The organism is Mycolicibacterium lacusdiani, from assembly GCF_021916785.1.
Taxonomy (GTDB): domain Bacteria; phylum Actinomycetota; class Actinomycetes; order Mycobacteriales; family Mycobacteriaceae; genus Mycobacterium; species Mycobacterium lacusdiani.
Genome location: NZ_JAKCFC010000001.1, coordinates 582,125 through 605,043, shown reverse-complemented (window position 1 = coordinate 605,043; position 22,919 = coordinate 582,125). Strand labels below are relative to the sequence as shown.

At 68.3% G+C, this 22,919-nt stretch carries 16 protein-coding genes; 9 read left to right on the top strand and 7 right to left on the bottom strand.

Annotated elements, in window-relative coordinates:
• Positions 1-9: 9 nt before the first annotated feature.
• Positions 10-1,227, bottom strand: a complete 1,218-nt coding sequence (locus tag LOK44_RS03005; RefSeq protein ID WP_237568576.1) for a serine hydrolase domain-containing protein — start codon at positions 1,225-1,227, stop codon at positions 10-12.
• A gap of 49 nt (positions 1,228-1,276) precedes the next feature.
• On the opposite strand from LOK44_RS03005, the gene LOK44_RS03000 reads away from it, so the two are divergent.
• Positions 1,277-2,908 carry a phospholipase D family protein gene (locus LOK44_RS03000; RefSeq protein ID WP_249782787.1) on the top strand — a complete coding sequence of 544 codons (1,632 nt, stop codon included), beginning with the start codon at positions 1,277-1,279 and terminating at the stop codon, positions 2,906-2,908.
• A 10-nt stretch (positions 2,909-2,918) separates the two neighbouring features.
• Here LOK44_RS03000 and LOK44_RS02995 read toward each other — a convergent pair whose 3' ends face one another.
• From LOK44_RS02995 to LOK44_RS02985, 3 genes are all read right to left on the bottom strand, one after another.
• Positions 2,919-4,064 carry a baeRF3 domain-containing protein gene (locus tag LOK44_RS02995; protein WP_237568574.1) on the bottom strand — a complete coding sequence of 382 codons (1,146 nt, stop codon included), beginning with the start codon at positions 4,062-4,064 and terminating at the stop codon, positions 2,919-2,921.
• Positions 4,065-4,303: 239 nt separating this feature from the next.
• Positions 4,304-4,969, bottom strand: a complete 666-nt coding sequence (locus LOK44_RS02990) for a response regulator (protein ID WP_237568573.1) — start codon at positions 4,967-4,969, stop codon at positions 4,304-4,306.
• Positions 4,962-6,536, bottom strand: coding sequence for a sensor histidine kinase (locus tag LOK44_RS02985; protein ID WP_237568951.1), 1,575 nt, complete (start codon positions 6,534-6,536; stop codon positions 4,962-4,964). Before LOK44_RS02985 ends, LOK44_RS02990 begins: the two co-directional genes overlap by 8 nt.
• Before the next feature lie 172 nt (positions 6,537-6,708).
• Here LOK44_RS02985 and LOK44_RS02980 point away from each other — a divergent pair, with 172 nt between their 5' ends.
• The 6 genes from LOK44_RS02980 to LOK44_RS02955 all read left to right on the top strand — a co-directional run bounded on the left by LOK44_RS02980 (position 6,709) and on the right by LOK44_RS02955 (position 14,232).
• Entirely contained in the window at positions 6,709-7,692 is a 984-nt protein-coding gene (locus LOK44_RS02980) for a Bug family tripartite tricarboxylate transporter substrate binding protein (RefSeq protein ID WP_237568950.1), read from the top strand.
• Positions 7,689-8,204, top strand: a complete 516-nt coding sequence (locus tag LOK44_RS02975) for a tripartite tricarboxylate transporter TctB family protein (protein WP_237568572.1) — start codon at positions 7,689-7,691, stop codon at positions 8,202-8,204. The genes LOK44_RS02980 and LOK44_RS02975 overlap by 4 nt, the downstream gene beginning before the upstream one ends.
• Position 8,205: 1 nt before the next feature.
• Entirely contained in the window at positions 8,206-9,744 is a 1,539-nt protein-coding gene (locus LOK44_RS02970; RefSeq protein ID WP_237568571.1) for a tripartite tricarboxylate transporter permease, read from the top strand.
• 28 nt (positions 9,745-9,772) lie between these two features.
• Positions 9,773-10,162, top strand: coding sequence for a universal stress protein (locus tag LOK44_RS02965; protein ID WP_237568570.1), 390 nt, complete (start codon positions 9,773-9,775; stop codon positions 10,160-10,162).
• A gap of 844 nt (positions 10,163-11,006) precedes the next feature.
• A complete protein-coding gene (locus LOK44_RS02960) occupies positions 11,007-13,346 on the top strand; it encodes a beta strand repeat-containing protein (protein WP_237568569.1) in 2,340 nt (779 codons plus the stop codon).
• A gap of 109 nt (positions 13,347-13,455) precedes the next feature.
• On the top strand, positions 13,456-14,232 hold the full coding sequence (locus LOK44_RS02955) for a DUF1206 domain-containing protein (protein WP_237568568.1): 777 nt from the start codon (positions 13,456-13,458) through the stop codon (positions 14,230-14,232).
• Here the strand turns inward: LOK44_RS02955 and LOK44_RS02950 are convergent.
• From LOK44_RS02950 to LOK44_RS02940, 3 genes are read right to left on the bottom strand one after another with little or no spacing between them, the layout of a single operon-like run.
• A complete protein-coding gene (locus tag LOK44_RS02950; protein WP_237568567.1) occupies positions 14,229-14,555 on the bottom strand; it encodes a Rieske (2Fe-2S) protein in 327 nt (108 codons plus the stop codon). The two genes, LOK44_RS02955 and LOK44_RS02950, sit on opposite strands and share 4 nt — an antisense overlap.
• Positions 14,552-17,014 (bottom strand): nitrite reductase large subunit NirB, encoded by a 2,463-nt coding sequence (nirB, locus tag LOK44_RS02945; protein ID WP_237568566.1) that lies wholly within the window; start codon positions 17,012-17,014, stop codon positions 14,552-14,554. The genes LOK44_RS02950 and nirB overlap by 4 nt, the downstream gene beginning before the upstream one ends.
• On the bottom strand, positions 17,014-17,367 hold the full coding sequence (locus LOK44_RS02940) for a molybdopterin oxidoreductase (protein ID WP_237568565.1): 354 nt from the start codon (positions 17,365-17,367) through the stop codon (positions 17,014-17,016). The genes nirB and LOK44_RS02940 overlap by 1 nt, the downstream gene beginning before the upstream one ends.
• A gap of 162 nt (positions 17,368-17,529) precedes the next feature.
• Between LOK44_RS02940 and LOK44_RS02935 the strand changes: the two genes are divergently transcribed.
• Both LOK44_RS02935 and LOK44_RS02930 read left to right on the top strand, forming a co-directional pair.
• Entirely contained in the window at positions 17,530-18,954 is a 1,425-nt protein-coding gene (locus tag LOK44_RS02935) for a nitrate/nitrite transporter (protein WP_237568564.1), read from the top strand.
• A complete protein-coding gene (locus tag LOK44_RS02930; RefSeq protein ID WP_237568563.1) occupies positions 18,951-22,919 on the top strand; it encodes a bifunctional nitrate reductase/sulfite reductase flavoprotein subunit alpha in 3,969 nt (1,322 codons plus the stop codon). Before LOK44_RS02935 ends, LOK44_RS02930 begins: the two co-directional genes overlap by 4 nt.

Sequence of the window (22,919 nt, the reverse complement as noted above, 5' to 3'; positions counted from 1 at the left end):
CAGAGCACCCTAGGGTGGCGCGTGCCCGGGTGCGAGTTCGGCACCGATCCTGCGGAACAGCGCCTGGGCGGCGTTGACGTAGTTGCCGTCGCCGTCGAAGGCCTCGGGGGCGAACGTGGTCGCGATGGCGATCGCGATGCGTTCGTCGGGCAGGTACGCCGCCACTCCCGCCTCGCCCGCGAACATGGGGTTCTGCAGGAGCCAGTCGCCCGAGATGACCACGCCCATGCCGTAGGTGTAGCGCTCGGTCATCGGGGCGCACGTGGCGCAGCCGGGCTGCGCTCTGGTCTTGCCGCGCAGGGCGGTCGAGACCATCAGGTCGTGCGAGTCCTTCGACAGCAGCCTGCCGGTGCCGATCCCGACCGCGGTGGCCTCCATGTCGTAGACCGTGGTGGTCTGGACGGCACCGCGGGTGAGTGTCCACGACGGGTTCCAGAACGTCGACTCCTCGTAGAACGGCAAGCCCGCGGGGATGTTCAGGGCTTGGCGCCGCTCGCTGCTGAACGCGTGCAGCACCGGAGCCGGGATGGCGGGGGTGAACGAATTCGCGGTGTCGGTCAGGCCGAGCGGCTCGAGCACCTCCTCCTTCAGCAGCGCAGGCATGTCCTGGCCGGTCGCCCGCTCCAGCGCCAGGCCCAGCAGGACGTAGTTGGTGTGGGCGTAGTTCCAGTTGGTGCCCGGCTCGTAGAGCAGCGGCCGCGAGACCGCGAAGTCGAGGAGTTCGTCGGGGTCCCACTGCCGGAACGGGTCGGCGTAGATGGCGTCGTCGAACGCGTCGTTGCCCAGTACGTAATCCGGATAGCCAGAGGTCATTTGGGCGAGCTGGCGCAGCGTGACGCGGCCTGCGTGCGGCACGTCGGGCAGCCACGTCGACAGCCGGTCGTCGAGGCCGATCCGACCCTCGTCGGCGAGCCGCAGCAGCAGCGTGGACACGTACGAGATCGCCACCGCGCCATTGCGGAAGTGCATCGCGGGGGTGGCGGGGACGCCGGTCATCGAGTCGCCGACGGCCCGGGTGAGGATCTCCCTGCCGTCCTTGGTCACTCGCACGATCACGGCCCGCAGATGCGACTCGCGGCGGACCTGATCGACGATGCGCATGACGGCGTCGGCGGTGGCGCCGTCTGACGCACTGGTCGGGTCGCCAGCTCCGTCGGGCGCGGCTCCGCAGGCCGCCACGAGCAGGGCGGCGCACGTGGCAGCGAGCAGGCGGACGAAGGACGGCATGCCCGATCCAAGCAGACGGCTTCGCACGCGGGTCGGGAATGGGACTGGCATGCTGGTTCGACGACCGACACTCCAGGAGGGCGACGACGTGACCGACCCGAGCGGATGGTTCCTCACCGATTCCGAGCGCGGGAACCCGGACACCGACGTGCCGTTCTGGCGCGACGGGAACGTCGTCGAGCCCCTGGTGCACGGCAGGACCTACTTCGAGGAACTCGCGAAGGAGGTGGAGGCGTGCGGTCGGGGTGACTACGTGTTCTTCACCGACTGGCGCGGCGACCCCGACGAGAAGGTCCGCGACGACGGTCCGACGGTCGCCGAGCTGTTCTCGAACGCGGCCGAACGCGGTGTCGTGGTCAAGGGTCTGGTGTGGCGGTCGCATCTGGACAAGCTGCAGTACAGCGAGGAGGAGAACCGGCATCTGGGGGAGGCGATCGAGGAGGCCGGCGGTGAGGTACTGCTCGACCAGCGCGTGAGATTCGGTGGCTCGCACCATCAGAAGCTGGTCGTGATCCGGCGGCCGAGCGATCCCGAGCGCGACGTGGCGTTCGCGGGCGGGATCGACCTGTGCCACTCGCGACGCGACGACGCCCGCCACCTCGGCGATCCCCAGGCGATCCAGATGTCGAAGGCCTACGGCGACCGGCCACCGTGGCACGACGTGCAGCTGCGGCTGCGCGGTCCGATCGTCGACGTCTTGGATCAGACCTTCCGCGAGCGGTGGGAGGATCCCTCGCCGCTGGACATGCTCAACCCGATCGCTTGGGTCCGCGACAAGCTCAGCGGCGCGGACCTAACCCCGGATCCGCTGCCGCAGCGGCCGCCGCCGGCGCCTGCGCTCGGCCCGCACGCGGTGCAGGTGCTGCGCACGTACCCCGACGCGCACTTCTCCTACGAGTTCGCCTCCGAGGGGGAGCGGAGCATCGCCCGCGGCTACACGAAGGCCGTCCGGCGGGCGCGCCGGCTCATCTACCTCGAGGACCAGTACCTGTGGTCGCGGCAGGTGGCCGACCTGTTCGCCGCGGCGCTGCGGGAGAATCCCGATCTGCACCTCGTCGCCGTCGTACCCCGCCATCCCGACGTGGACGGCAAGCTGGCGCTGCCACCGAATCAAGTCGGCAGGCAGCAGGCGATAGACGTGTGCCGGCTGGCGGGGCCCGAGCGGGTGCACGTGTTCGACCTGGAGAACCACGCGGGCACGCCCGTCTACGTGCACGCCAAGGCCTGCGTGATAGACGACGTGTGGGCATCCGTCGGCAGCGACAACTTCAACCGGCGGTCGTGGACGCATGACAGCGAATTGTCCTGTGCCGTGCTTGATTCCACACGCGATGAGCGGGAGCCGGTCGACCCCGCGGGTACCGGTGACGGCGCACGGGTATTCGCCAGGAACCTTCGGTTGGAGCTGCTGCGCGAGCACCTCGACCGCGCCGCCGACGGCAGCGAGGATCACGACCTCGTCGATCCCGGTGCGGTGGTCGATGCGGTCACGGCGACCGCGGACGCGCTCGAGGCCTGGTATGCCAACGGTCGGGTCGGCCCCCGGCCACCGGGTCGGTTGCGTCCGCACCGGCCCGAGCAGATGTCGCGGTTCACCAAGCTGTGGGCCTCACCTGCGTACCGCTTCTTCTACGACCCCGACGGGCGGTCCTACCGTGACCGCCTGCGGGGCCGGTGGTGACTCCCGGGGCTCACCTCCGGCGGCGCAGCGTGAGCGCCAGATGGGTGCCCTCGGGAAGCCGCCCCGATGGGAGCAGCGCGATCCAGCCACCTCTGCCGAGGACGATCTCGATCAACTCGTCCACCACGTCGTCGATGACGTCGGGGTGGTCGACGTCGTGGGCCGGAATCAGGCCGTCACCGTCGGGAGCCAGGCGCGCGGGATAGAAGTAATCCTCCTCGACGGCCAGCATTTCCGGGCGTTCCCAGCGTGCCGCCGCCCACGCGGAGTCGATGTCGCGCAACACGCAATTCTCCCTTTCGCGCCGCTCGATCAGGTCGAGCGCCTCCAGTGTGCGTGAGCGCAGGTAGTCGGCGAGCACTGGTCGTACCAGTTCGCCGAGGCGCTCGGGCGGAGTCTTGAGGTGGTTGCCGGTGACGAGCCCGGCGAACCGGGACATGTTGCGCGACAAGCGGCGGAACTTCGATCCGGTTGGTTCGGCGGCCACCAGGACCAGCGGCATCGGGTTGAGTCGTAGCGCTGCGCCGAGCGCGCGGTCGACCCCGCGCAGGAAGTCGACATAGCGCTCGGCCGCTGCACCGCCGTGGGCGCCGTAGGTGCGCCGGTAGGCCGGAAAGGCGTTGCCGGGAGCCGGCGTCAGCCGCGACCCGTGACCATGCAGCAGCCGTGCCTCGTCGAAGGACAGCAGAAGCACGGTGTGCCGGGGTGCATGCTGCAGCGCGCGGACCAGATCACGGGTGGCGAACGTGGGATCGATGACACAGCGGTCGACGACCGGGACCGGAAGGGTGACTCGGCACTGATGGGAAGGGCTCACGAACAAGGCGATGGCGCGGTTGGCAGGTTCGTCGGCGGCCCGGGACGTCATGTCGGACAACATGTCGACCAGGATCTCCCTGTCCTCGATCTGCTCGTCGGACAGTCGGGTCGCCGCCTCTGCGGCGAGCCTCCGTAGGGTCGCCACGTCGTCGCGGCCTGGTCGCCGCCCGGGTCGGGTGTTGGCCAGCAGCGAGATGCTGGGGTAGGCGCGCATCGACTGCAGGACGGTGACGGCGTCGGTGCTCAGCGAGGTTCGAAGCCCGCCTCGGTATGCCCGCAGAGCGGTCGTCACGTCAGTCGGTGGCGGGGCGGGGGTGTTGTCGTCGGTCAGGCTCACGGGGCACGTCTCCTCTGCCGGCGCCCTGCCTGTACTGGGACAGGCGTGGCGCTCGTGCGGTCTTCCTCACCCACGCAAGCGTTCTCGTGGGCTCCTCCGCCGGATCGGGATCTGCCCGAGACGTGTTGACGACGAAGGACTTCGAAGAGGTACTCCCCTGAAGCCAGAATGCGGAAATTCGATTCGTATGTCAAGTGTCCGGTGTGATCGGAGGGGAACCGTGACTCGCGGATGATCTCTCACGCCATCAGGCGGTAGCGCCGCTCGGGTCGGCCTGCGCCGTACTGCAGGCGTAGTTCGACTGCGCCGGCGTTGAGGTAGTGCTCGAGGTAGCGACGCGCGCTGACGCGCGAAATGCCGACCAGCTCGGCGCATTCCGCCGCCGAGACCTCACCCGCGGACCGCATCGCCTCGAGCACGAGCCTGCCGGTCTCGGCGCCGAGCCCCTTCGGCAGCTGGCCGGTGCGCGCCGTGGTCGCACCACCGAACAGCGTGTCGATGAGGGACTGGTCGGCGCCGGTCGCAGCGGCCAATGCGTCCACGCGGGCGGCGAACGCGTCGAGCTTGCTGCGGAACTGGTCGAACTCGAACGGCTTGATCAGGTAGTCGGCGGCGCCGCCGTCGAGTGCACCTGCCACGGTGTCGAGTTCGCGCGCCGCGGTGATCATGATGACGCCGACGCGGTCACCGCCCGACCGCAGCCGCTGCAGGACGTCGAGCCCCGTCATGTCCGGGAGGTAGACGTCGAGGAGCAGCAGGTCGGGTCGTAGGGCAGCCGCCTGCTCGAGCGCTTCGGCACCGGTGCGCGCCACGCCGACCGACCGGAACCCGTCGACGCGATCGACGAAGCGGCGGTGGATGTCGGCGACCATGAAGTCGTCGTCGACGACCAGGACGTCATGCATCGGTGCGCCCTGCCGCAACGGCCGGCGTGCGCTCGGCCGACGCCAGCCGGGGGAGTCGGACCTCGAACACCGCGCCCCCGCCCTCACCATCCGACACGTCCACCGACCCGCCGAGTTGCGCACTGACCAGGCGCACCAGGGCCAGCCCGATGCCGCGCCCACCGGCGACCTGTGGCTTGGACGTGACGCCTCGGGCGAAGATGCTCTCGCGCATGTGCTCGGGCACGCCGGGCCCGGAGTCGGCCACGGTGATCGTCAACCCGTCGTCGTCGGTGACCGCGACGCGGACCACCGCTCGGGGCGAGCCCTCCGACACGTCGACGGCGTTGTCGATCAGGTTGCCGAGCAGCGTGATGACGTCGGTGGCGAGTGCCGGATCGAGCGCGCTCAGGTGGCTGCTGTCGTCGAGCACCAGGGCAACCCCGCTCTCGGCGGCGAGCGAGGTCTTCGCGATCAGCAGCGCGGCCACGGCGGGGTCGGTGACGTGGCGGGTGACGGCGTCGCTGATCTCGGCCCGTCGACGGGTCAGGCTGCCGACGAGGTCGCGCACCGCGTCGTACTCGCCGAGCTGGACGAGGCCCGAGATCGTGTGGAGTTGATTGGCGAACTCGTGGGTCTGGGCCCGCAGCGTGTCGGTGACGCTCTTGTGCGACGACAGCTGGCCCTGCATCGAGGCGAGCTCGGTGCTGTCACGCATGGTGGTGACGGTACCGATGCGTGTGCCCCGAGTGCTCGCCGACCGGCGGTTGAGCGCGAGAATCCTTGTCGTCGTGGTGATCACCTCGTCGTGGCCCTCCTCGCCGGACAGCAGGAAATGCTCGACGGCGGGGTCGAGGCCCAGTTCGTGGACGGGGCGACCCACGGCGTCGTCGCCGACGTCGAGCAGGTCCCGCGCGCTGTCGTTGAGCAGCGTGACGACGCCGCCGGTGTTGACGGCGACCACGCCCTCTCTGATGCTGTGCAGCAGGGCCTCCCGGTGATCGGCCAGGCCGGCTATCTCGGCGACCTCCAGACCGCGAGTGTGCCGCTTGATCCGACGGGACAGCAGCCACGACGCCACGACGCCGAGCGCGGCACCCAGCCCGAGATACACCAGCAGTCGCTCGCCCGCGCCGCTGAGCAATTGCCACGTCGAGGGATACGGCTCGCTGACCGAGACGACGGCCAGGACCGCACCGTCGGTGGACAGGATCGGAACCTGGCCGACCAGCGAGTGCGTCCCATCGATGTCCAGGTCGCCAGACCAGGCCCGCCCCTGTACCACCAGGCTGGGCCCGAAGTCGACACGCCGACCGGCGCGCGACGGGTCCGACGACGCGCGCACGACGCCATCGGGTGCGATCAGCTCGACCAGCCGGGCGCCGGAAAGGGCGATTGCACGGTCGAGATCGGGTGCGAGCACGCGGCCCGCCAGCGGGTCGGCGTAGCGATCGCGGACGATCGGCGTCGATGCGAGGTTCTCCGCGACCGCGATCATGCGCTGGCCTCGAACCTCGCGGAACTCGCGGGAGGACTGGGCGACCGAAACCGCCGCGACGGCAACGAGTACCACCGCGACCACGACCATCTGGAAGAGCAGGAACTGGCCGGCGAGACTGCGCGCGGTCAGCTTCCTTCCGGTCCACTTACTCAATGACCACAACCTTCTTTGTCTACTAAAGAGTGACCTGAATCACTCGTAGGCACCAGTATTGCTGACCATCACATGACGAAGGGACGACGGTGTGACGACACGACCTGTGACGAGGGGGCGAGTCACCAGATGGCTCGCGCTTGCGCTGCTGTGCGCAACGGCCCTCACCGGATGCGGGGTGACCCGCGGAGACGATCCGTCGGGCCTGCACCGCCTGCGCATGATGGTGCCCAACAGCCCGGGCGGCGGCTACGACCTCACTGCACGTACGGCGGTGAAGATCATGGAGGACCGGGACATCACCGGTCGCGTCGAGGTGTTCAACGTGATCGGTGCAGGCGGCACGGTCGCGATGGCGCGGCTGATGAACGAGCGCGGCAACGACGACCTGATGATGACGATGGGTCTCGGCGTCGTCGGAGCCACGTACACCAACGGGTCGAAGATCAAGGCCTCCGACGCGACGGCCATCGCGAAGCTGATCGAGGATCCGGGCGCGATCTTCGTGCCCGCCGACTCGCCGTTCAAGACCGTGCAGGACTTCGTCACCGCGTGGAAGGCGGACCCCTCGAAGGTCACGATCGGTGGCGGTTCATCACCCGGTGGACCGGACCACCTGTTCCCGATGGAATTGGCGAAAGCCGTTGGCGTGGATCCCAAGAGCGTCAACTTCATCACCTACGACGGCGGCGGTGACCTCCTCACGGCGCTGCTGGGCAAGAAGATCACCATCGGCACGTCCAGCCCGGGTGAACTCATCGACCAGATCGAGGCCGGTCAGTTGCGGGTGCTCGCCGTCTCCAGTGATGAGCGCGTCGAGGGCGTCGACGCGCCGACCCTCGTGGAGTCCGGCATCGATCTCACCTTCGCCAACTGGCGCGGCGTCCTTGCGCCGCCGGAGATCTCCGACAGTGCCAAGCAGGCCATGGTCGACGTGCTCGAGGAGATGCACGCGACGCAAGAGTGGAAGGACGCGCTGGTGAAGAACGGGTGGACCGACGCATTCGTGACCGGGGAACAGTTCGAACGATTCCTGGTGGATCAGGACAACCGGGTCGCTTCGACGCTGACCGAGCTGGGGCTGCTGTGAGCGCCCCGGAGCAGGACCGTCCTCGGGCCGTCGTCGACTACGCCCAGTACCTCGTCGTCGCAGTTCTCGTGCTCGTCGGCGGGTTCCTGGTGGTGAGTTCGTTGACTCTGGCGGAGGGCTTCGCCAAGGTGGATCCGCTTGGGCCGAAGTTCTTCCCGATGGTCATCGGCATCGCCGCCCTGCTGCTCGCGGTCATCCTGGCCGTAGCCATCCCGCGTGGATCGAAGGGCGAGGCCGACGCGGGCGAGGACATCGATCCCGACATGCCGAGCGACTGGCGGACCGTCGGTCTGTTGGTGGCGCTGTTCGTCGCGATGATCCTGCTGGTGAACCCGCTCGGCTGGGTCATCATGAGTTCGATCTTCTTTGCCTGTGCCGCAACGATACTGGGCAGCAAGCACTACGTGCGCAACATCGTGATCGGCGTGCTGCTGGCACTGGCGAGCTTCTACGCGTTCTACTCCGGGCTCGGCATCCCGCTGCCCGCAGGCATTCTGGACGGGATCCTCTGAGATGAACAACTTCGACTGGCTCATGCAGGGGTTCGCCGAGGCGGCCACCCCGATGAATCTCCTGTACGCGGTGATCGGCGTGCTACTCGGTACCGCCGTGGGCGTGTTGCCGGGCATCGGTCCGGCGATGACGGTGGCGCTGCTGCTGCCGATCACCTACAACGTCAGCCCAAGCGCCGCGTTCATCATGTTCGCGGGCATCTTCTACGGCGGCATGTACGGCGGGTCGACCACGTCGATTCTGTTGAACACGCCGGGGGAGTCGTCGTCGGTGATCACGGCGATCGAGGGCAACAAGATGGCCAAGGCGGGCCGAGCCGCGCAGGCGCTCGCCACCGCGGCCATCGGATCGTTCGTCGCGGGCACCATCGGTACCGTCCTGCTCGCCGCGTTCGCGCCGGCCATCTCTCGCTTCGCCGTGAGCCTCGGCGCGCCGTCGTACCTGGCCATCATGCTGTTCGCCCTAGTCGCGGTGACTGCGGTGCTGGGCAGTTCCAAACTGCGGGGCGCGATCTCGCTCATCCTGGGTCTGGCCATCGGCGTCGTCGGCATCGACTTCCTCACCGGCCAGCCGCGCGCGACGTTCGGCATCGCGCAGCTGTCCGACGGCATCGACATCGTGGTGATCGCGGTGGCGATCTTCGCCCTCGGCGAAGCGCTCTGGGTTGCCGCGCATCTGCGGCGCAGACCTGCCGACATCATCCCGGTGGGACGTCCCTGGATGGGGCGCAGCGACTGGCGCCGGTCCTGGAAGGCGTGGCTGCGCGGCACCGCCTTCGGGTTCCCGTTCGGTGCGCTGCCTGCCGGCGGTGCGGAACTGCCGACGTTCCTGAGTTACATCACCGAGAAGAAGCTGTCGAAGCACCCCGAGGAGTTCGGCAAGGGCGCCATCGAGGGCGTGGCGGGACCCGAGGCGGCCAACAATGCCTCGGCTGCGGGCACGCTGGTGCCGATGCTGTCGCTCGGCCTGCCGACGAACGCGACCGCAGCGGTGATGCTGACGGCCTTCGTGTCGTACGGGATTCAGCCCGGCCCCACCTTGTTCGAGAAGGAGCCGCTGCTGATCTGGACGCTCATCGCGAGCCTGTTCATCGGCAACCTGCTCCTGCTGTTGCTCAACCTGCCACTGGCTCCGCTGTGGGCCAAGCTGCTGCGCACGCCGCGGCCGTACCTCTATGCCGGCATTCTGTTCTTCGCGACGCTGGGTGCCTTCGCGGTCAACGTGCAGCCGCTCGACCTGGCTCTACTGCTGGTGTTCGGACTGCTCGGCCTGATGATGCGTCGCTTCGGACTTCCGGTGCTGCCGTTGATCATCGGCGTGATCCTCGGACCGCGCATCGAACGTCAGCTGCGCCAGAGCCTGCAGCTGGGTGGCGGTGAGTGGAGCAGCCTGTTCACCGAGCCCGTCGCGATCGTCACCTACGTCCTCATGGCGATACTGCTCATCGTGCCGCTGGTGCTGCGCCTCATGCACCGCGACGAGGAGACGCTGCTGGTCGTGGAGGACGACAGGGATCAACGAGAGAAGGCCCAGGCATGACCGACGAGCGCTTGCGCGAGGAGCAGAGATGATCGTCATCGGATACACGGCCGACCGGTTCGGACAGGCCGCGCTGGACCACGGCATCGAACAGGCACGGCTGCGGGGCACCGGGGTGCTCGTCATCAATTCGACGGCGGGCGATGCCTACGCCGACTCGACCTTCGCCCAGGCCGATGGCGTGCGGGATCTGCAGGCCAGGCTGAGTGCGTCCGGGGTGCCGTTCGAGTTCAGTCAGCCGGTCGGCGTGGACGCCGCCACCGAACTCCTCACTGCCATGGACAGGCCAGCGGCCGAGATGCTGGTGATCGGCATCAAGCACCGGAACCCGGTGGGCAAGCTGCTCATGGGCAGCGTCTCCCAGCAGGTTCTGCTGGAGTGCCCCAAGCCCGTGCTCGCGGTCAAGCCCGCCGAGTAACAAGCAACGTCGTTCAGTTTCGGGTCCAAATCGCCTCCGATGGCAATTTTGACGGGCCGGCAAGGAAAGCATCGGAAAGCGAAATGTTAGCCACGCCGAATTGGACACCAGTCGAATGGCTCCGGTAGCACACTGCGTGCCGAAGTCGGGCAGCAACCACGCGCAAATAGTGGCGCGGCGGTGTAACCGCTTCGCGGGAGGCTAAACGTCCGATCTGCTGGCCAGGCGCAGGACCTGGGTTTCGGCGGACGCGCGGCAGCTGCTCGAAGTCGTGGCGTGAGTAGGCGCGACGCACCGAAACGGGGGTCGTTCCTCCCGGGCGCTGCGGGGCGGCGGACGCCCGATCGACGGCCCGCCCGGGCGACACTCCGGTGTATCCGCCAAGCCTGGGCGGGCGGAAGTGAGCGTGGGAGCAGGTCAGCGAACTGTCCTGACGGCGCTCTTTGTGCGCCGGACGGCATGCGACGGCTGCGCAGGCGACGGCATGAGTAGTTGCCAACGATGGGTACCTTGCCGTCGTCATCCGCTGCCTGGCTAACTCGTCATGGCCGTAGAGTCCGTGCTCAGAACGAATCTCCGCTTCCGTCAGCGACACCAGTGACCTGGATCGCGCGCGGCAGCCGATCGTGTGCTGAATCACCACCGTGATGTTTCTCGCGCAAAGGCCATGAAGTTGCCAGCAGATCGCAATTCAAGCGAACGGCAATAGGGGCCGCAGCAAACTCTGGCAAACGATCTTGAGCGCTCTCAAAGCGTCCGAAAGGTCTGATTGCAAATGCCTAGTTATCGACGTTGCAGTCAGGTAACTTTTGCTAATCGAGTTGGTTCTAATTAGGGGGTTGCCATGCAACTTGCTCTCCGTTCACCCCTCTCGGCCGGCATTGCGCTGGTCGGAGCAACAGCTATCGCACTCAGTCCGATCGCGCCGCCTGCGCCGGATCTGACCATCAAGGCAGAGCACATTTCGTCGGTCTACGCGGACTACACGCCGACCGGCCTTGCGACCGCCCTCACCGAACTGGTCAACGGCGTCGGGACCGTGGGCAACCAGGCCATCCAGGGGATCGGCGGCATCGGCAACACCGTGATCGCCACGGTCGGCGGATTGGGCAATGCACTGAGTGCCACGGGGGTCGGCGCTCTCGCGACGATCGCCTCGAATCCGCTGAACCCGGCGGCCTACCCGGCAGCGCTGGCACTGCTGCTCACGGGCGGCGGCGCGGCGATCACCGGCGGGATCGCAGGTCTGGGCGTGGCGGGTCAGCAGGCGCTGGCCACCCTCGGCGCCATCGGCAACACCACGCTCGCGACCATCGGGGCAATCGGCAACGAACTCGTCGGCGGTGCCGCTCTCGCAGCGCTCGCCTCGCTGGCGCCAGGTGACATCCTGGCTGCGATCGGCGTGCTCGCGGCCGGAGCGGCGACTGCCATCAACGACGCATTCCTCGGGATCGGAGCGGTCGGAACCCAGCTCGTCGGAGGCATCGGTGCGGTTGGCGTACAGGCGCTGGCCGGATTCGGCGGTGCCGGCGCGGGCCTCATCGGCGGTCTCGGCGCGGCAGGCATTCAGACCATCGGCGGCCTCGGTGCCACCGGCAACGCGTTCATCAATACCGTTGGCGCGGTAGGCAACTCGGCTATTCAAACCATCGGCGCCGTCGGCAACACGCTGTCGGGCACGTTGCTGGGAGCGCTGGGCACCATTCTGTCCAACCCGCTGAACCCGGGCAGCTACGCCACCGCGCTCAACACGCTGGTGAGCGGCGTCGGAACCGCGGTCAACCAGGGCTTCCTCGGTGCGGGTGCCACGGGCAACCTGCTGGTAACCGGCCTGGGCGTCACCGGCGGAACGCTGCTCGGCACCCTCGGTCTGGCCGGCTCCACCCTGGTCGCGACCCTCGGCAACGCGGGCGCCGCCACCATCGGCACGATCGGAACCATTGGCAACACGCTGATCTCGACCGTCGGCGGAATCGGCAACACCGTCCTCGCCACCACGGGAGGTGTGATCGGGACGCTCGGCAACGCGCTGGGCACCGCGTTCGGTCTCATCACCGGCCAGCCGGTCATGCAGAACGTGCAGTTGGCCGCACTCGCGGCACCGGGTGACGTCTCGACGCTCGCCCTCACCCCGGGCGACATCGGGTCGGCCGTCGACGTCCTGCTGCAGGGCGCGGGCACGGCGGTCACCCAGGGCATCGTCGGGTTCGGCACGGCAGGTGGCCAACTCATCGGTGGTCTCGGCGCGGCGGGCGTCACCACGGTCGCCACCATCGGCGGCCTGGGCCTGATCGGCCTGGCAACCGTTGGCGCACTGGGCAACACGGCCATCCAAACCATCGGCGCGGTCGGCAATACGCTACTCGCCGGCGGCGGCGCCGCGCTCGGTGCGATCCTCGCCAACCCGCTGAACCCGTTGAGCTACTTCGCGGCCATCCAAACGGTCGTGAACACCATCGGCTCGGCGATCAACACGTCGCTGCAGGGCGTCGGTACGGCAGGCAACGTGCTGGTCGGCGGTATCGGGCAGGCGGGCAACCTGGCCCTCAACGGCTTCGGCCAGGCGGGCAACCAGGCCATCGGCGCGATCGGCGGCGCAGGCAACACGGTCGTGCAGACGGTGGGTCAGGTCGGCAACACGCTCGAGGATGCGGTCGGTGACGCCGTCGGCATCATCACCGGGCCCACGACGCCGCCGGCACCTCCGGCACCCCCCGTCGAGGAGTTGGGCGGCGACACGCTGATCACAGCACGCGTCGCGTCCACACCGGCCGAGGACGTCGAGGAGGCGCCGGTTGCCGACGAGACGGCGACCGACACCACCGACACGGACTCGGGCACCGACACCGACACCGGCACCGACACCGGCACCGACACCGGCACCGATACGAGTGGCTCCGACACGGGCGGCTCGGAGACCGGCGGCACGGGCACGGGCACGAGCGGCACGGGTACGGGCGGATCCAGCACCGGCAGCACCGGAGCGGGCGGCGCGACGGACACCACCGACGGCAACAAGGTGTCACCGAACACCAAGGCCGGCGGGTCCTCGAACACCGGCGGTGGCTCGAACGACTCCGACACCAAGGGCACCGCGGGAGAGGCGTCGAGCGACTCCGGCAGCGGTTCCGGCGGTGACAGCGGTGGCTCCGACGGCGGTTCGGACGGCGGCGGCGACAGCTAGGAACGCTTTACGCGAAACGCATGACACGGCCGTGGGCCTCCCGAAAGGGGGGCCCACGTTCGCGTCAATAACTGGTTTGCGCCCATGATCAACCGGGGTACACGCCGGCATGACCGACACCAAGGGCGCTGTAGCGAATGCTGCCGACAATCAGTGGTTCGAACGTGCGGCGCGGGCAGGCTTCATCGCCAGCGGCGTCCTGCACCTGCTCCTCGCCTGGATCGTGCTGAGGCTGGCGTTCGGCAGCGCAGGAAACGCGGACCAATCCGGCGCTCTCGCCGCGCTGGGCAGCCAGACCGGCGGTGCGATCATGCTGTGGCTCGCGGCCATCGGTCTCGCGGCACTCGGCCTGTGGCACATCGCGGAGGCGGTTGCAGAGGAGGACGTCAAGGACAAGGTGAAGGCCGTTGCCGTCGGCGTGGTGAACATCGCGCTCGCCGTATCCGCCGCGCGGTTCGCCTCCGGCAGCGGCCAGTCGAGCGGCCAGCAGAACTCCGGCATGAGCGCTGCGCTCATGCAATCCACGTGGGGCAAGGGTCTTCTCATCATCGTCGCGCTCGTCCTGATCGGCGTCGGCGGCTACCACGTCTACAAGGGCGCCACCAAGCGCTTCGAGAAGGACCTGACGCGCTCGCGGGGATCGATCGTCACGCCGGCAGGCATCATCGGCTACGTCGCCAAGGGCCTCGTCCTCGCAGGCGCAGGCATCCTGGTCATCGTCGCGACGGTGACGTCCGATCCCGCCAAGGCCTCGGGCATCGACGCCGCGGTCAAGACGCTCGGCACCGCGCCGTTCGGCAGGATCCTCCTCGTCCTCGCCGCGTTGGGCATCGCGGCTTACGGCGTCTTCAGCCTGATCCGCAGCCGCTACGCGGACATGTCCTAGTCCCGGCCGCAGTCGAGCGCGACGCGAACCGCCCCGGTGTCGTCGACCGTCGCCTCGTGCGTGCACACGCCGGGTCCGTTGCCCGTGACCTCGCGTCCCGTCTCGAGGTCGTAGTTCAGCCCGTGCAGAGGGCAGACGACGACCTGATCGTCGATCAACCCGTCGGCGAGCGGACCTCCGCGGTGCGGACACACCGCGCTCAAGGCGCGAACCGAGCCGTCCCGCATCCGGTACACGGCGATCTGCTCGCCGCCGACCGCGAACGTCCGGCCCTCCCCGACGGGGATCTCGTCGACGTGGCCGACCGCGACTTGCGTAGTCATCGAACCGGAACCTGGGGCAGCGGCAACAACGGCAACGACGTCCTGAACTGACCCTCGGTCGCCGGCTCCCTACCGTCCAGCCACGGATCGCGGTAGGCCGCAACGGACTTCGCCATGTTGGCCTCGAGTTGCTCGGCCAGCCCGTCGGCATCGTCGACCACGATCTCCCGCAGCCGTTCGATGCCGATGCGGGGCACGAACGCGTACGTCCGCTCGAGCCAGTTGGCGTTCTCGCGGTAGTACTGCAGGAACCTGCCGGTCAGCGTCATCACCTCCTCGGGTGAGTCGACGGTGGCCAGCAGGTCGCCCTTGCGGATGTGGGCGCCGGCCGCCCCGCCGACGTACATCTCCCAGCGCCCGCCGTCGATCGCGACGACGCCGAGGTCCTTGCACAGCGCCTCGGCGCAGTTGCGCGGGCATCCGGTGACGGCCAGCTTCATCTTCGCGGGGCTGGCCAGACCCTGGTAGCGCTCCTCGATCGCGATGCCCAACGCCGTCGAGTCGCCGACGCCGAATCGGCAGAAATCGCTCCCGACACAGGTCTTCACGGTGCGGAAGCTCTTGCCATAGGCGTAGCCCGAGGGCATGTCCAGGTCCGCCCACACCGCGGGCAGGTCCTCCTTGCGGATGCCCAGCAAGTCGATCCGCTGGCCGCCGGTCAGCTTGATCATGGGGATCTCGTACTTGTCGGCGACGTCGGCGATCTTGCGCAGCTGCGCCGAGTCGGTGACGCCGCCCTTCATCTGCGGCACCACCGAGAAGGTGCCGTCGCGCTGGATGTTGCCGTGCACGCGGTCGTTGATGAACCGGGCATCGCGTTCGTCGACGAACTCGTCGGCCCACATCATGTCGAGCATTGAGGCCAGCGCCATCTTGGAACCGGCGTCGGGCTTGCCGTCGGGTGCCAGTGCGGCGAAGACCGATGACACCGAATGCAGTTGGAGTTCCCGGACGTGCTTCATCAGGGTCGGCTTGTCGTACGGGATCGCGGGCACGTACCACGACGCCGACGGATCCTCGGTGACCGATCCATCGGCGGCCCACTCGACGACCTGGCCGACCAACTCCTTGCAGGACCCGCAGCCCTTGCCCGCCCTGGTCTTCGCCATCACGCCGCTCACGGACGTCACACCGCCGCGCACGCAGCCGACGAGGTCGCCCTTGGAGACGCCATTGCAGTTGCACACCTGGGCGTCGTCGGCCAGTTCGGCCACGCCCACCCCGAGGTCGGGGGTGCCGATGTCGAACATCAGCGACACCCGCTCGTCGGGGAGCGGGAGGCCGCTGTCGAACGCCTGGGTCAGGAACGACACCTTGCTGACGTCGCCGACGAGCGTTGCGCCCACCAGCTTCCCGTCGCGGATGACGATCGTCTTGTACACGCCGTGCCTGGGTTCGGAGTACTGCACGAACTCGTCGTCGTCGTGCTCTGGCGCCTTGATCCCCATCGACGCGACGTCGACGCCGGCCACCTTCAGCTTGGTCGCGACGCGGGAGCCGTGATAGGCGGCGGCCGGATCACTGCCGGTGAGGTGGTCGGCGAGCACCTTGGCCTGCTCCCACAGCGGAGCGACCAGGCCGTAGACCTGGCCGCGGTGCTGGGCGCACTCGCCGACGACGTAGACGTCGTCGTCGTCGACTGATCGCATGTGGTCGTCGGTGACGATGGCTCGCTCGACGGTCAGCCCTGCCCGTTGCGCAAGACCCACGTTGGGTCGGATGCCCGCGGCGATGACGAGCATGTCGCAGTCCAGGCGCGTCCCGTCGGCGAACGCGATGCCCGTGAGGCGCCCGTCGTCGACGAACACCTCGGTGGTGCGCATGTTCGTGTGCACGCCGATTCCGAGGCTCTCCACCGACTTTCGCAGGATCGCACCCGCCAGGTCGTCGAGCTGGGCGTTCATCAGCACCGGCCCGGCGTGCACCACGTCGACGGTCAGCCCCCGGTTCTGCAGGCCCCGCGCGGCCTCCAGCCCGAGCAGGCCGCCGCCGATGACGACGGCCTTGGTCCGCATGCCTGCCTCGGCGATCATCGCCGACGTGTCGTCGAGGGTCCGGAACCCGTACACCCCGTCGGCGAGGGTCTTGTCGTCGGCCCACAGCCCCTTCATCGGGGGGAAGAACGATCGGCTGCCGGTGGCGAGGATGAGCTTGTCGTACCGCATGCTGGTGCCATCGTCGGCGTGGACGAGGTGGGCGAAGGTGTCGACGCGCACCACGCGAACCCCGGCCCGCAGGTCGATCCGGTTGTCGGAGTACCAGTCCAGCGCGTTGAGGTAGATCTCGGCGGGATCGTCGCTGCCGGCGAGGACGTTCGACAGCAGGATTCGGTTGTAGTTGCCGTAGGGCTCGTCACCGAAGACGGTGATCTCGAACGTCTCACCGCCGCCCCTGGCGAGGACTTCTTCGATGGCGCGGATGCCTGCCATGCCGTTGCCGACCACGACGAGCCTGCGCATCAGACCTCCACCAGCCCCAGGTCGACGACGACGGTGCCCGCGCAGTCGGCAGGCGCAGCGATGGCCAACTCGAGCACCGTGTCGCCGAGCAGGTCTTCGACCACCCGCAGCGCGACGTGCGTCGCACCCTTGGCCGCAATCGGGAAGTAGCGCATCGGTGCACCGTCGCGGAGCAGGACGACGCTGACCATCTCGTCGCACGAGTTGCCGCCGCGGAAGTAGACGGGTTGAGACACCGCCCCCGCGGGCACCACGTAACGCAGCGTCCCGTCGATCGGAACCGGTTCGTCGAGGCCCTTGCCCTCGAATTCGAAGGCGCCCTGCAGGAATCGTGGGGTGCTTCCGTCGGTCATGACTAACCAATAGGCGGCCATTGTTTCGGGTTCGTTTCCTGCGCGATGCGCCCATGAATACCGTTGCGCACCTCGCCCACGAGTCGACGTGTGAGCCAGTCTTGACATGACGGTCACGGAGGCGCAACGGATACGGCATGGCCTGGCCATAGAACTATCGCCATGACGACGCTCAATCGTGACCGTGACATCGAACACTGGGACGCCGAGGACGTCGAGGCGTGGAACGGTGGCAATGACGAGATCGCGAAGCGCAACCTGATCTGGTCGATCGTCGCCGAGCACGTCGGGTTCTCGATCTGGTCCATCTGGTCGGTGATGGTGCTGTTCATGCCGCAGGACGTGTACGGCATCGACGCCGCCGGCAAGTTCTACCTCGTTGCGATGCCAACTCTCGTCGGCGCCTTCATGCGCATTCCGTACACCGTGGCGCCCGCGAAGTTCGGCGGCAGGAACTGGACGATCGTCAGCGCCCTCCTGCTGCTGATCCCCACGCTGCTCACGCTGTGGGCGATGCAGCACCCCGGCACCTCGTACACCACGTTCATGGTGATCGCGGCATTCGCCGGCTTCGGTGGCGGCAACTTCGCGTCGTCGATGACCAACATCAATGCCTTCTACCCGCAGCGGCTCAAGGGCTGGGCGCTCGGTCTGAACGCCGGTGGTGGGAACATCGGCGTGCCCGTCATCCAGCTGATCGGCCTGCTGGTAATCGCCACGGTCGGCAACACCGCGCCCGAGCTGGTGTGTGCCATCTACCTCGTGCTGATCGCCCTCGCGGCACTGGGCTCGGCGTTCTTCATGGACAACCTGCGCAACCAGAAGTCGAATCTCGGCGCACTCGCAGAAGCGCTGCGCTACAAGCACTCCTGGGTGATGAGCTTCCTCTACATCGGCACGTTCGGGTCGTTCATCGGCTTCTCGTTCGCGTTCGGGCAGGTGCTGCAGATCAACTACCTGGCCGGCGGCGACACTCCCGCGCAGGCAGCGCTGCACGCCGCGCAGATCTCGTTCCTCGGGCCGCTGCTCGGCTCCATCTCGCGCCCGTTCGGCGGCAAGCTGGCCGACCGGATCGGCGGCGGCAAGATCACGCTGTACACGTTCGTGGCGATGATCTTCGCCGCGGGCATCCTGGTCGGCACCGGAACCATGGACGACGGCGCCGCGGGTGCCCCGACCGGTGCCCAAATGACCGGCTACGTCGTGGGATTCATCATCTTGTTCGTGCTCTCGGGCCTTGGCAACGGCTCGACCTACAAGATGATTCCGTCGATCTTCGAAGCCAAGGCGCAGGACAAGGACGGCTGGAGCGCCGAGGAGAAGGCAGCCTGGTCGCGCCGCATGTCGGGCGCGCTGATCGGGTTCGCCGGAGCAGTCGGGGCGCTGGGCGGCGTGTTCATCAACGTCTCGCTGCGAGTGTCCTACACCGGCGCGGACAAGTCCGCGACGAGCGCCTTCTGGGTCTTCCTGGGGTTCTACGTCGTCTGCGCCATCGTCACCTGGTTCGTCTTCCTGCGGATGAAGTCGGTGCAGGCCGTCACCGGCGAGAACGTCGGACGGGCGGCGGCACCGGTGGGGGCGGGGTGACCCAGACGACTCGGACCGCCTGCTCGTATTGCGGGGTCGGCTGCGGGATCTCGGTGGAGACCCGCGCCGATCCCGCTACGGGCGCGCCGGTGATCGCACGGGTCTCCGGAGACCGGTTGCACCCCACCAATTTCGGCAGGCTGTGCACCAAGGGCGCCACCCACGCCGAGCTGATGCGGGCGGACGAGGGACGGCTGACCACCGCGCTGGTACGGGATTCGCGCGACGACGAGCTGACCACCGTGGCCGTCGACGACGCGGTCGCCGAGGCAGGTCGTCGCCTGCGCGCCATCGTCGACGAACACGGTCCCGACGCCGTCGCACTGTACGTGTCGGGTCAGATGTCGCTGGAGTCCCAGTATCTGGCGACCAAGCTCGCCAAGGGCTTCCTGCGCACCAAGTACATGGAGTCGAACTCCAGGCTGTGCATGGCCAGCGCCGGAACCGGATACAAGCAGTCCCTCGGATCCGACGGCCCGCCGGGGTCCTACATCGACTTCGACGTCACGAACCTGTTCTTCGTCATCGGCTCCAACATGGCCGACTGCCACCCAATCCTGTACCTGCGCATGGCCGACCGGCTCAAGGCAGGCGCCAAGCTCATCGTGGTCGACCCGCGCCGCACCGCGACCGCCGACAAGGCGGACCTCTTCCTGCCGATCAAGCCGGGCACGGATCTGGCTCTGCTGAACGGCATCCTGCACCTGCTGGTCACCAATGGCGACATCGACGAAGACTTCATCGCCGCGCACACCGAGGGCTGGGACGCGATGCCCGCGTTCCTCGCGGACTATCCGCCGGCCACCGTCGCCGAGATCACGGGTCTGGCCGAGGCGGACATCCGCACGGCCGCCTCGATGATCGCCGAGGCGGGGGACTGGATGACCTGCTGGGCGGTGGGGCTGAACCAGAGCACCCACGGCACCTGGAACACGAACACGATCTGCAACCTGCACCTGGCCACCGGTGCCATCTGCAGGCCTGGGACCGGCCCCATGTCGCTGACCGGCCAGCCCAACGCGATGGGTGGGCGCGAGATGGGCTACATGGGCCCAGGCCTGCCCGGACAGCGTGCGGTCACCTCGGCCGAGGACCGGGCGTTCGTCGAAGAGCAGTGGGGCTTGCCGCCCGACACGATCAGGACCGAGTTCGGTCCCGGCGCGGTCGACATGTTCGAACGGCTCGCCTCAGGCGAGATCAAGGCATGCTGGATCATCTGCACGAATCCCGTTGCCACGATGCCGAATCGGTCGACCACCATCGCGGGGCTGCAAAATGCCGAGCTTGTGATCACCCAGGACGCCTACCGCGACACCGCCACCAACGCGTACGCCGACATCGTGCTGCCCGCGACGCTGTGGGCCGAGTCCGATGCGGTGATGGTCAACTCCGAACGCAACCTCACCCTGCTGTCGCAGTCCATCCCGGCGCCGGGGCAGACGATTCCCGACTGGGAGCTGATCTGCCGCGTCGCCGAGCACCTCGGGTTCGGCGACGACTTCGACTACAAGTCGAGCGAGGAGATCTTCGCCGAGATCCGCCGATTCACCAATCTGAGGACGGGCTGGGACCTGCGTGGCGCGAGCTACGAGCGTCTGCGCGAGACGCCGCTGCAGTGGCCGGTGGCGCCGGAGTCGCCGGACCGCAACCCGATCCGCTACCTCAACGACGGGGTGAGCCAGGACGAGTTCGTCGACGCCGATGGGCGTCGGCCCCGGTTGGCGTTCGCGACGCCGTCCCGACGCGCGGTGTTCCTGCCGCGCCCGCACGTCGACGCCGCCGAGCTGCCCGACGCCGAGTTCCCGCTGGTGCTGAACACCGGCCGCCTGCAGCATCAGTGGCACACGATGACGAAGACCGGCAAGGTCGAGAAGTTGAACCGGCTCAACGGCGGCCCGTTCGTCGAGGTGCATCCCGAGGATGCCGGAGCGCTCGGCATCGTCGACGGTGGCCGGGTCGAGCTGACGTCACGTCGCGGCAGGGCCGTGCTGCCCGCGGTCGTCACCGACCGGGTGCGGCCGGGGAACTGCTTCGTGCCGTTCCACTGGAACGACGCGCACGGCGAAGACCTCACGATCAACGCGCTGACCAACGACGCCGTCGACCCGATGTCGCTGCAGCCGGAGTTCAAGGTGTGCGCGGTGCGGCTTGCGGCCGTCGCGTCGGACGGCGTGCCGGGGCTGCCTGCCTCCGCGCCCGCTCTCGACGATGCCGAGAAGCTTTATCTCGCAGGGTTCTTCAGTGGTCTCGAGGAGACCGTCACCGGCGTCCCGGTACTGCCCGCGATGGCACCTGTCCGCTCCACCGTGCGGCTGTGGGTCGACGGCCTGCTCGCCGGGCGGTACTCCAGAGCGGCGGACACCGCCGACGAGCAGACCGACGGACCCCTGGTGCTATGGGCATCGCAGACCGGCAACGCCGAGGGGTTCGCCGCGACGGTGGCCGATCGGCTCGGTGGGTCGCGGCTCGTCGCCATGAACGACGCGACGGTCGCGGATCTGACCGAGCGCCGTGACGTGGTCATCGTGACGAGCACGTTCGGTGACGGGGGACCGCCCGACAACGGCGCGCAGTTCTGGGACCGGCTCGAGGGGCCGGACGCTCCGGCGCTCGACGGCGTGCGGTTCGCGGTGCTTGGCATCGGGGACCGGTCGTATGACGACTTCTGCGGTTACGCCAAGGCATTGGACCGCAGATTCACCGATCTGGGTGCGACCCAGCTCGTCGACCGGGCCGAGTGCGAGGCCTACGACGACGAGCCGATGGCGCAGTGGACCGACCGCCTGGCCGACGCGCTGGGCGGTGACGGTGCAGCCGCAGCGGCCGCACCGCCGCGTTCGGCACCCGTCGCCGCACCGTTCACGCGCAACCGGCCGCTCCGGGTTCGGTTGGCCCGCAACGTACTGCTGACGCCTCGCACGGCGGCCAAGGAGGTCAGGCAGTTCGGGTTCGATCTGTCCGAGCACGACGTGACGTACTCGGTCGGTGACGCGCTCGGCGTCTTCGCGACCAATGCGCCCGTCGTCGTCGATGCGTGGCTGTCGGCCACGGGGCTGGCCGGCACCGAGACCGTGCACGTCGACGGCGCCGACGTCGACCTACGCGAGGCCCTGACGTCGTCTTTCGACGTGAGCCGGGTGACGCCGAACCTGTTGTCGTTCGTCGCGCAGCGGTGCGGCGACAAGGCGGCCGCGAAGACGCTGGGGAAGTCCGGCCCTGCCCGCGATGCGTGGCTGACGGGCCGCAACGGACTCGACGTGGTGGAGGAGTTCGGCGTGCGCGCCGAACCGGCCGAGTGGCTGGACGCCCTGGTCCGGCTGACGCCGCGGTCGTATTCGATCGCATCGAGCCCGCTGGTGAGTCCGCGCGAGGTGCAGCTGACCGTCTCGGTAGTGAGGTATCGCAGTCCCCGCGGCGGGGAGCGGGGCGGCGTGTCGTCGACGTTCCTGGCCGACCGGGCGTCGCACGCCGAGATCTTCCTGCAGCCGTCGCCGCACTTCCGTCCGCCCGAGGACGGAGCGACGCCGATGATCATGGTCGGCCCGGGCACTGGCATCGCGCCGTTCCGGGGATTCCTGCAGGAGCGGCGCGCGTTGGGCCATACCGGCCGCAACTGGTTGTTCTTCGGTGACCAGCACCGTGCGCAGAACTTCTACTACCGCGACGATCTCGAGGACATGGTGCGCGACGGCCTGCTGAACCGGCTGGATCTGGCGTTCTCCCGCGATCAACCCGAGCGGGTGTACGTGCAGCACAAGATGGCCGACTACGGCGCGGACGTGTGGCGCTGGCTCGAGGACGGTGCGCACTTCTACGTGTGCGGCGACGCGACCCGGATGGCCAAGGACGTCGACGACACCCTGACCGCCATCATCCGCCGCCACGGCGGCCTGTCCGAGGACGCGGCGCGCGACTACAAGCGCGAACTGGTCGCGACGAAACGGTATGTGCGGGACGTGTATTGA